This is a genomic window from Acidovorax benzenivorans (assembly GCF_028680575.1).
Classification (GTDB): domain Bacteria; phylum Pseudomonadota; class Gammaproteobacteria; order Burkholderiales; family Burkholderiaceae_C; genus Acidovorax; species Acidovorax benzenivorans.
This window is the reverse complement of record NZ_JAPCKI010000033.1, coordinates 1-10,237: the sequence shown is the minus strand read 5'-3', so window position 1 is coordinate 10,237 and position 10,237 is coordinate 1. Positions and strand designations below refer to the sequence as shown.

The 10,237-nt window shown below is 59.1% G+C and carries 6 protein-coding genes and 2 pseudogenes; 5 read left to right on the top strand and 3 right to left on the bottom strand.

The window, feature by feature from the left end; all coding sequences use genetic code 11:
* The 5 genes and pseudogenes from OIN59_RS25195 to OIN59_RS25175 all read left to right on the top strand — a co-directional run.
* Window positions 1–239: pseudogene (locus tag OIN59_RS25195) on the top strand (hypothetical protein); the annotation flags it as partial.
* 193 nt (window positions 240–432) lie between these two features.
* Complete coding sequence (gene cysC / locus OIN59_RS25190; RefSeq protein WP_274114939.1) at window positions 433–948, top strand: adenylyl-sulfate kinase; 516 nt, start codon at window positions 433–435, stop codon at window positions 946–948.
* 33 nt (window positions 949–981) lie between these two features.
* Complete coding sequence (locus OIN59_RS25185; protein WP_274114917.1) at window positions 982–1,839, top strand: sulfotransferase family protein; 858 nt, start codon at window positions 982–984, stop codon at window positions 1,837–1,839.
* A complete protein-coding gene (locus OIN59_RS25180; RefSeq protein WP_274114915.1) occupies window positions 1,836–7,694 on the top strand; it encodes a DUF4347 domain-containing protein in 5,859 nt (1,952 codons plus the stop codon). Before OIN59_RS25185 ends, OIN59_RS25180 begins: the two co-directional genes overlap by 4 nt.
* 62 nt (window positions 7,695–7,756) lie before the next feature.
* A complete protein-coding gene (locus OIN59_RS25175; RefSeq protein ID WP_274114913.1) occupies window positions 7,757–8,527 on the top strand; it encodes a hypothetical protein in 771 nt (256 codons plus the stop codon).
* A gap of 315 nt (window positions 8,528–8,842) precedes the next feature.
* Here OIN59_RS25175 and OIN59_RS25170 read toward each other — a convergent pair whose 3' ends face one another.
* The 3 genes and pseudogenes from OIN59_RS25170 to OIN59_RS25160 form a co-directional block, all read right to left on the bottom strand.
* The gene (locus OIN59_RS25170; protein WP_274114911.1) at window positions 8,843–9,766 is read right to left on the bottom strand and encodes an amidohydrolase family protein; all 924 of its coding nucleotides are present in this window, start codon (window positions 9,764–9,766) and stop codon (window positions 8,843–8,845) included.
* Window positions 9,767–9,849: 83 nt separating this feature from the next.
* Window positions 9,850–9,996 (bottom strand): carboxymuconolactone decarboxylase family protein, encoded by a 147-nt coding sequence (locus OIN59_RS25165; protein WP_274114909.1) that lies wholly within the window; start codon window positions 9,994–9,996, stop codon window positions 9,850–9,852.
* 100 nt (window positions 9,997–10,096) lie between these two features.
* Window positions 10,097–10,237, bottom strand: a pseudogene (locus OIN59_RS25160) (IS3 family transposase); the annotation flags it as partial.

Below are 10,237 nucleotides of genomic sequence, written 5' to 3'. Positions count from 1 at the left end.
TGCAGCGCGGCAAGCAGCGCACGGTCAACGCGCGCTTCGCAGCCATGTGCAGCCACTACCTGTTCGACCCCGACTTCTGCAACGTCGCCTCCGGCTGGGAGAAGGGTGTGGTCGAGAAGAACGTGCAGGACTGTCCGCGCCGAAGTAGATCTGGGCCAGGGCGGTCTTTGGCCAAGTTCTGCCCCACGCACTTGGCGTGCTGTACTTTGATTTTGCGAGCCTGCCTGTCGTTTTTTTGACGTCGCTATACATTTCCCAGCCAGCATGTATCGCTGGAGGTACGCCGCGCTGAAAAACAAAGAGTGACAAGGGTGAAGACATTCGGTAAAACCACAATTTCCGAAATGTTAATTCTCTTTTGCCTGCCGTTAGGGTCTCCACGCGAATCCTGCTCGCGTTGCAGGGGGACCAGTTCAAAGGCGACACACCTTCATGAAGCAACAGATGGCCACCACTTGGTGGCTCACAGGCCTGCCGGGCGCTGGAAAAACCACCTTGGCACAGGCCTTGGCTGCAGCCTTGCGGGATTGTGGTGAACCCGCCTGCGTGATTGATGGCGATGAACTGCGCACGGGTCTGTGCAATGACCTCGCGTTTGACGAAGCGAGCCGTGCAGAGAACGCGCGCCGTGCCGCACGCCTGGCCCAATTGCTAAATGCCAACGCCATACATGCGATCGTTGCCATGGTCTCCCCTGCGACCCAGGCACGTGAGGCAGCGTACGCTGTCATAGGAGTGGGGCGCTGCAAAGAAATCCACATAAACACCCCTCTGGAAGTCTGCGAAAAACGCGACCCCAAAGGCCTGTACGCACGGGCGCGGGCCAATCAGCTGACACAGATGACCGGCGTACAAGCGGGCTACGAGTGCCCGACAACTCCCGCACTGCGCATCGACACCAGCCAGACCGAAATACGAGTTGCCGTGCAGCAACTACTGCTGGCCTAGGTTCCCCAGTTCGCCCGACTTTTTTCTTCTCTTATGTCACTGTTGACGTCCCCTCGGTACCACTTCATCTCGGGCTTGCCGCGTTCTGGCTCCACTTTGCTGGCGGCGATTTTGCGCCAGAACCCGCGTTTCCAGGCCGGTATGTCCAGCCCGGTAGGTTCGTTCGTTAATTCAATCCTCTCGCAAGTGAGCGCGGGTAGCGAATTTGCCACGCTGGTTGACAACGCACAGAGGAAAGACTTGCTGACCGGCTTGTTTGACTCCTACTACCGGAAAGACAGCGACAAGAGCGTCATTTTTGACACCAATCGCATGTGGTGTGCCAAGCTGCCAACGCTATTAGATTTGTTCCCCGACGCCAAAGTCGTTGCCTGCGCGCGCAATGTGGCCTGGGTGATGGACAGCATTGAGCGGCAATACCGTAGCAACCCCTACGAAAACACCAAGCTCTTCGGTAACAACATGGGGCGCAGCACCGTGTACCAGCGTTTGGAAGGCCTGGCACAACACGACCAATTGGTGGGTTTTGCCTGGGCAGCCTTGCGCGAGGCGTTTTATGGCGAACATGCCAAATCGATTCTGGTCATTGATTACGACCTTCTGACCCAGGCACCAGAAAAAGTCATCGGCCTGCTGTACGACTTCATTGGTGAGCCCAGATTTGCGCACGACTTCGAACAACTGGCCTACGACGCTCCAGATTTCGATCTACAACTGGGCTTGCCAGGTCTGCACCGGGTGCGACCCAAGGTCGAATTTACCGAGCGGCGCACCATCATCCCGCCTGACCTGTTTGAAAAGTTTTCCAAGATGACTTTCTGGAGCGACCCCAGTGGGAGCGCCGCCAACGTCATTGCCCCCAAGCCTGACACGAAAGAAGCCACCGTATGAACACCGTTTCTGCCAACCCATCGATTGACTTTTCCATACAGTCCGGCGCGGGCAGTCGTGTCCAGCCTTCCGTTGTGGCGGCACCGGATTTGACGCATCTGCAGATCGTGAGCGACCCGCTACTGGGTGCGAACGTCGTGAATGCAGCCATGCCAGCGCGCACAGAAATTGTTTTCATTGAAGGCAATGTCAGCGACATCGACGCACTGTTGCAAGGCATTGGCGCCGGCAAGGACGTGCATGTGCTCGACGCTGGCAAGGACGGCCTCCAGCAGATGGCCGACATACTGGCTGGGCGTAGCAACATTGATGCCCTGCACATCATCTCGCACGGCAAGGAAGCCTCCGTCAACCTGGGGACGCTGTTTCTTGACCAAGGCAATCTCTCCACCCATACCACTCAGCTGCAGGCCATAGGCCAGAGCCTGAGCAACGGTGCGGACATCATGCTGTATGGATGCGATGTCGGTGCAGGCGCGGGGCGGACATTCGTCAGTCAGCTGGCTATCGCCACAGGTGCCGATGTTGCGGCTTCCAACAATCTGACGGGAAGTGCCCAACTGCAGGGTGACTGGGACCTGGAGGTTCAACAAGGGAGTATTGAGACACAGTCGGTCGTCGCAAGCCCGGCTCTGGCGAATCTTTATGCGAGCGTGCTGAACATTGCGAGCGCCACGCTTAATTTCGATACTCCCGCTAATTTCAGCAATTCTGGTAATTACATGTTGGGGGCCGCAAGCGATGTCGTTTACAAAGCCAACAACAATGCATCCTACCTGTTCGAAATAAATGGCACGAAAGAGGATGTTTCCAGTGATCCCGGTGGCTACGTCACTGTAGATTTCGATGATGGCGGGACGGAGACATCTGTTGTCTTTTCTTTCCAAGGGGGCCAGCAGTTCGATGCAACGTCGGTGGGGCTCATCCGGCAAGCTGTAGACCAGAACTTGGTCTTCATGGGATACGACGCGGCAAACAACCTGGTTGCAACCAACTTCAAAACTGTTTCTGGCGCAGGTGGTTCCGTAAATACGTTGAACTTTTCTGGCATGGTCGGGGTTACCAAGATTGTCATGACAGCCTCGAGCAATGGCAACTTGATCAAATACATATCGCTGGACGATTTTGTCCTTGCCAACATCCAACCCCCGCAAGCCTCGATCACAAGCGTCAGTAGCCCCACCTCAAACGGCACCTACAAGGTAGGCGACACCGTAAGCGTACAAGTCAACTTCAGCGAAGCGGTCACGGTAACCGGCACCCCGCAGTTGACCCTGGAAACCGGCACCACCGACCGAGTAGTCAGCTACGCCAGCGGCACCGGCACCAGCACGTTGACATTCACCTACACCGTGCAGGCGGGTGACACCAGCGCGGACCTGGACTACCAAAGCACCACGGCGCTGGCCCTGAACGGCGGAATGATCAACTCCGGTGGAGGAACCAGTGCCAACCTCGCACTGCCAACCCCCGGTGCGGTGGGCTCCCTGGGCCTCAACGCAGCCATCGTCATCGACGGCGTGGCTCCAGCAGTCTCCAGCGTCAATAGCAGCACCGCGAACGGTACCTACAAGGTGGGCGACACCGTCAGCGTACAAGTCAATTTCAGTGAAGCGGTCACCGTGGCTGGCGGCACACCCCAACTCACGTTGGAGACTGGCACCACGGACCGAACGATCAACTATGCCAGCGGCAACGGCACCAGTGCATTGACATTCACTTATACCGTGCAGACGGGCGATACCAGCACGGATCTGGACTACCAAGGCACCTCGGCGCTGGCCCTGAACGGCGGAACGATCAAAGACGCAGCGGGCAATACCGCAGTGCTGACGTTGGTATCACCTGGCGCTGCTAACTCCTTGGGCAATAACAAAGCCATTGTCATCGATGGGATTGCACCAACAGTCACCAGCGTCGATTCAGCCACTGCCAACGGTACGTACAAGGTGGGTGATGTCATCGGCATCCAGGTCAACTTCGGCGAAGCGGTCACCGTGGCTGGCGGCACACCCCAACTCACATTGGAGACTGGCACCACGGACCGAACGATCAACTACGTCTCGGGCTCTGGCACTAGTACCCTGACTTTCAACTACACCGTGCAGACCGGTGACACGGCTGCCGACTTGGACTATCTGAGCACGAGCGCGTTAGCGCTCAATGGCAGCACCCTTCGCGATGCGGCCGGCAACAATGCCACGCTGACGCTGCCATCGCCTGGCGCTGCCAACTCGTTGGGCGCGAATAGGAACATTGTCATAGATGGCGACCCGCCCACGACCACTATTGCCAGCGTGGCATTGTCCAACGACAGCGGCACCTCTTCCACTGATTTCATCACCAACGCAGCGTCACAGACCATTAGCGGTACGCTGTCGGCCAACCTGGATGCCGGAGAAACCGTGCAGGTTTCACTAGACAACGGCGGAAATTGGGCCGCAGCTACTGCTACCGTCGGCCAGAACACCTGGTCGCTGGCTGGCCTTACGCTGTTGGGCAACAACACGCTCAAGGTCAAAGTCAGCGACGCCGCAGGCAACGATAGCACCGTGCTTTCGCAAGCCTATACCTACGACACCGTCGCTCCGACCACCACCTTCAGCAATCTATCGCTGTCGGCCGACACGGGTGCCAGTGCCACCGACTTCATCACCAAGACTGCGGCCCAAACCATCTCCGCAACGCTTAGCGGAGTCCTGAGTGGCAGCGATATCCTGTATGGCTCGGTCGACAATGGAGCCACATGGACAGATATCACCAGCAAGGTGTCCGGCACCGCGCTGTCCTGGAACGGCGTCACGCTGTCCGGCAACGACACATTACAGCTGCGAGTGACCGACTCTGCCGGCAACGATGGCACCGTGCGCAGCCAGGCCTATGCGCTCGACACCAACGCCCCAGCCGCGCCAGGCACCCCGGTGCTGAACAGTGCTAGCGACAGCGGCTTGTCGAACAGCGACGGCATCACCAGCGACACCACGCCGACCTTGACCGGTAGCGCAGAAAACGGGAGCACCGTCACGGTTTTTGACGGTGCCACCCTGCTCGGCACCGTGACTGCTGGCGCTGGTGGTTGGACTTTGACCACTGGCGCATTGGCGGAGGGTGGCCATACCATCACTGCCGTTTCTACCGATACTGCTGGGAACGCCTCGAGCGCCTCGGCTGCGCTGACCTTCACACTCGACACCACCGCCCCTGCCGTAACATCGGTCGCAGTGCCTGCCGACGGTACCTACTATCGCGGGGCAGCACTGGACTTCACAGCGAATTTCTCCGAGGCAGTTGTTGTAGACACCACTGGCGGCTCCCCGCGTATCGCTCTCGTGGTTGGGGCCACCACCCGCTACGCCGACTATGTGTCTGGCTCGGGCTCAAGCGCGCTGCTGTTCCGCTACACCGTCCCAAGCGGCGACATCGACGCCAACGGCATCACCGTTGGCGCACTGTCGGTCAATGGCGGCACACTGCGGGACGCCGCCGGCAACGATGCCGTGGCCACCCTCAACAGCGTTGCAAGCACCGCGGCCATCAATGTCGACGGCTCCAACCCCAGTATCACCAACGTGAGCGCCAGCACGGCCGACGGCGCATACGCAGTCGGTTCGACGGTCACAATCACTGCCGACTTCTCCACAGCAGTGGATGTTGATACCACCGGCGGTATTCCGACCCTGGCGCTGGATGGCGGTGGCAGCGCCACCTATTCAGGTGGCTCTGGGAGTAGCACACTGACCTTCCTTTATACGGTCGGCGCCGGCCAGAACAGTGCCGACCTCGACTACAGCTCGACCGGCGCGCTGGCACTCAATGGCGCCACCATTGTTGATGCAGGCGGTTCTCATCAGGCCGCCGCACTGACTTTGGCTACGCCGGGAACAGCTGGTTCGCTGGGTGCCAACAAAGACATCGTCATCGACACCACTGCGCCGACCAACACCATCGCCAGCGCCACCTTCTCGGCCGACACTGGTACGTCCGCTACTGACTTCATCACCAAGACAGCCGCGCAAACCCTCATCGGCACGCTGGTATCCAATCTGGCCGGTGGCGAGAAGGTCTATGTTTCGCTCGATAACGGAGGCACCTGGGTGCTGGCCGCTGCCTCTGCTGGCGCTAACACTTGGTCGCTTGCCGGTCAGACTCTGGCTGGCAGCAATACGCTTCAGGTGAGAGTGGTGGACGACGCCGGTAACAACGGCACCGCTTACGGGCAAGCCTATATGCTCGACACCACGGCGCCGACCATCAGCTTCAACGGCATCGCGCTCTCGGCCGACACCGGCGTGGCCGGGGATCTGATCACTCACACGGCGGCGCAGACCATCAGCGCCACGTTGAGCGGCGCGCCAGCCGCTGGCGACGTGGTGTACGGATCGCTCGACAACGGCGCCACCTGGACTGACATTTCCAGCAAAGTGTCTGGCACCACGCTGGCATGGAACGGTGTCACTTTGGCCGGCAGCAACACGCTGCGATTGCGCGTCACCGATGTGGCAGGCAATGACGGTGCCACAACCAACGCGGCCTACGTGCTCGACACTACCGCCCCGACTACGAGCGTAGCCTCGGTGGTCTTGTCGGCTGACACCGGCGTCTCATTCACTGATTTCATTACCAAGACGGCAGCGCAGACAGTCAGCGGAACATTGTCGGCCAATCTGGCCTCTGGGGAGCAGGTGCTGGTCTCACTCAATAACGGCGCCACCTGGGCTGCAGCCACATCGACTGTCGGCAATAACGCCTGGTCGCTGGGGGGCCAGACGCTGAGCGTCAGCGACACACTGCTGGTCAAGGTCACCGATTTAGCTGGCAACGATGGCGCAGTGCTCAGCCAAGCCTATGTTTACGACACCGCAGCTACCGTACCGACCGTCGCTTCCTTGTCGAGCCAAAGCTTGACGCCGGTGTTGACGGGCACGGCTGCCTTGTCGGCAGGCGAGACGATGACCGTCTTGGTAGGTGGCGCCACCTACGACGTCATACCGGTTGGTGGTGCTTGGAGCCTGGATTTAGCTGCAGCGGTGCCGACCAGTGGCACGCTGACGCTGGCGCTGAACCAGCGCTACGAGGTGGTGGCTACAGTTACCGATCTCGCTGGCAATGTTGCGAGTGATACGACGGCCGGAGAACTGCTGCTGGGTACATTGCCAGTCACTCCCGACCCAGAACCGCCGGTAACCCCTCCCGTGACCCCGCCGACGCCCGGAGTGCCCGACAACGACGGTATTCCCAACGCCGTGGAAGACCAGACCCCAGGCATCCCTGGCCCCGGTGGCACCACCATCTTTGGAGATGGCAACGGAGACGGAATCAAGGACAGCGAACAGCCTTCAGTGGGCTCCATCGGGTTCGTGCTCAGTCCCACAGGAGAGAGCAACCCCGGTAGCTCACCACCCACCTTCACCACCCTGGTGGCCAGCAGCCAGGACGGCAAAGTAGGTAGCGGCAACGACAACGCGCGCATCACCAGCCTGACGCAAAAGGACGCGCCGACCGACCTGCCTGCGGGCATGCAAATGCCCATCGGGTTGGTGAGCTTCACGGTAGAGCTGGGGCAAGGCAAGACAGGAGAGAACTTCAGCCTGTACGTGGACCCGGCGCTGGGAGTGAATGGATACTGGAAAGAGAATGCCAGCGGCCAATGGGTGAACATCGCCAGCGAGCCCTACGGGGGCAAGATGGTTATGGAAGGGGGGCGAGTGCGGCTGGACTTCCACATTGAGGACGGAGGGCAGTTTGATACAGACGGGAAGGTGGACGGGATCATCACGGACCCTGGTGCGCCGGGTCACATGGCGCTGTCGATCATGGGGCAGGCGCCGGATATGCCGCATGGGTTCTGGTTCTGAATGACACCTATACCCAAGACCTCACCCATTCTGAAATCGTGAAACGCGAACTATCAGCAACCATGGAACAGCAACAACAGCTGTCAAAGCCTGTGACCAAACACACCCTTAGACTGCCTGCAATCGCACGCACCTTAGCCCTGACCAGCTTGCTCGCTGCCTGTGGCGGAGGCGGAGGGGGTAGTGAGGCTGGCCCGGCGATTGACCCGACCCAACTCAAGGGTCGATGGGTCACTGCATCCGGCGTAACGCTAGCCGTAACCGCCCTGGTGCTGCCCGATGCCTCAGGCAACGCCAATGCCTGGCTGCTGAGCCAGGACGCCACCCGGCTGGTCAAGCTGGTAGTGCGCAGCGACAGCAGTGCCAATGGCAAGTCCTATTCATTGAACCAGAGCAATGCCACAGGACAGACCGTTACAGGCCAGGTCAGCGCAACCTTGACGACAAGCCCCAAGAGCATCGCGTTCACAGGTGTGAATACAACCGCCCCTAGCCTGTCGCAGAGCGATACGCTGGGCACCGCAGCGGTTCAAGCCGAGGTGGCAGGCACGTGGCGTGCAACATCCGGGGGCAATGCCCAGACCACACAGTGGAATATCACATCGACGGGCAGCACGAGTGGTACGTCAACCACAGGGTGCGCTTACGCGGGAGCAGTAAATGCTATCTCCAGCACTGCCGCCTACGGCGTGCAGGTCACCGAGAGCTGCCCCGACGGAACTAAAACCACCTTCACTGGGATTGGCTCGCTCAATGCTGCCAAGAATGGATTGACTGTGGTGCTGACCAGCGCGGATGAAACTCGGGGGGCTGCTGTTTTCTTCTCGAAGTGACCCGTCTTTGCATGCCAGGCGTTCAAACCAAAGACTGCCAAAGGCACTTACAAATGTCAGGGCCCGTGCCTCTGCACGATGCGATCAGAGTTTGCGCTTCGCAGTGTCTGGAATGCGCCCTATAGCGTGAGTAGTGCGCAAGATGTCGGGCGGCTGCTATCAGCCTGAAGCGGAAATACTGTGTCACGCACTTCATTCGGAACAGGCTCGACGAGCGTTGCTACCCAATTTACCTACCGCAGGCGCCGAATGCCCACGGGACTTCTCCGTTCTACGAAGCATCAGCCACCACTCGACCCCTTTCCACTTAGACACTCATCGCACTTGTCCGTATTTCGAATTAACTTCGAATCGGTATAGCTGTTGAGGGTTTTTCACAAGTAGCTGTTCTAGCGTCTTCTCGGAAGGAGCAATTTGTTCCAATGCATCAATCAACACGCCGTCGTCCGGAATGTGGGTGTGGTTAGGATGTGGCCAGTCCGTGCCCCAAACGCAGCGTTCTGGAAAGCGGTCCACCAGCGCGCCCGCGAGGGCAACACCATGCCGGTATTTCTCTGCAGGCGACGACTTGGCGTCGATACGATCAATACCGCTCACCTTCACATAAAAGCGAGGATTCTCCAGGAGTCGCATCAGTGCTTGAAAATCACTGTGCTCGGGACCTTGTGTAGCGTCCACTCGGCCCATGTGATCGATTACCACTGGCACAGCACTCAACTGCAGCGGCGCGGCCAACTCGTGCACCAATCTGCCTTCGAAGTGAATTTGAAGGTGCATGCCCACAGCAGCAAGGCGCGGCGTCAGCTTCATGACCTCATCGACCGTCGTGCCATTCTCGATATGCCGCATGAAATTGAAGCGCACGCCCCGAAAGCCTGCCTCGCTTAAGCGCTGCAGTTCGGCATCAGGGACATCCGCTTTCACCAACGCCACCCCCAAGTAGCGGCCTTCACCTGCCGCGATAGCGTCCTCAACCACGCGGTTGTCCGTACCGTGCATGACGGATTGAACGATGACGCAACGCTGTATGCCCATGCGCCGGTGCAAAGAAAACAGGGTTTCTTTCGGGGCCTCCATGGGTGTGGCTGGACGGTTCTCGGCGTAAGGAAACTGAGCAACCGGACCAAATACATGAACGTGGCTATCACAAGACAGTGGTGGCAAACGCAGGCGCGTGATGGAGGGGTTCTCTAGGTAAGTCCTTGCAGGGGACGAGGCGCTCGATACGGAAGTGGCCATGATGATTGTTGTAGGAGTTGCAGAGAAGTGCGAAGGCGGGCGATTGAGGGCAGCCCTGGATTCGGCTGCCCACCAGGTCTCGATCAGTGCGAAATATTCAGCGCCACAAGAAAGCGCGACACCATGTTGTAGGCGGCTACAGTGGCCACCAACTCCACCACTTCGCCGGGTTCCCGGCTGGCACTCACACGGGCCATCAGCTCTTCAGGCACCTTCACATCGCGTGTCATTCGGTCGGTCAACTCGAGCAATAGCCGTTCTTCTTCTGTGAAAAGATCACCGATCGTGTGTTCTCGCAGTGCATCAATCTTGTTCTGTGCAAACCCGGCCTTGAGTGCGTGCGGTATGGCGTTTGATTCTCTCCTTCTTCAAGCTGCTGAAGAAGGACTCTGCTACCGCGTTGTCCCAACAGTTTCCACGTCGGCTCATGCTTGGCACCAATTGGTTGTCCTTGCACCAGCGGGCGAAGTC

What these genes read in the sequence shown, in the direction of transcription:
- OIN59_RS25165 (WP_274114909.1), bottom strand. Translation starts at nt 9,996, where the DNA reads ATGACACGCGATGTGAAGGTGCCTGAAGAGCTGATGGCCCGTGTGAGT.
- OIN59_RS25170 (WP_274114911.1), bottom strand. Translation starts at nt 9,766, where the DNA reads ATGGCCACTTCCGTATCGAGCGCCTCGTCCCCTGCAAGGACTTACCTA.
- OIN59_RS25185 (WP_274114917.1), top strand. Translation starts at nt 982, where the DNA reads ATGTCACTGTTGACGTCCCCTCGGTACCACTTCATCTCGGGCTTGCCG.
- OIN59_RS25180 (WP_274114915.1), top strand. Translation starts at nt 1,836, where the DNA reads ATGAACACCGTTTCTGCCAACCCATCGATTGACTTTTCCATACAGTCC.
- OIN59_RS25175 (WP_274114913.1), top strand. Translation starts at nt 7,757, where the DNA reads ATGGAACAGCAACAACAGCTGTCAAAGCCTGTGACCAAACACACCCTT.
- cysC (WP_274114939.1), top strand. Translation starts at nt 433, where the DNA reads ATGAAGCAACAGATGGCCACCACTTGGTGGCTCACAGGCCTGCCGGGC.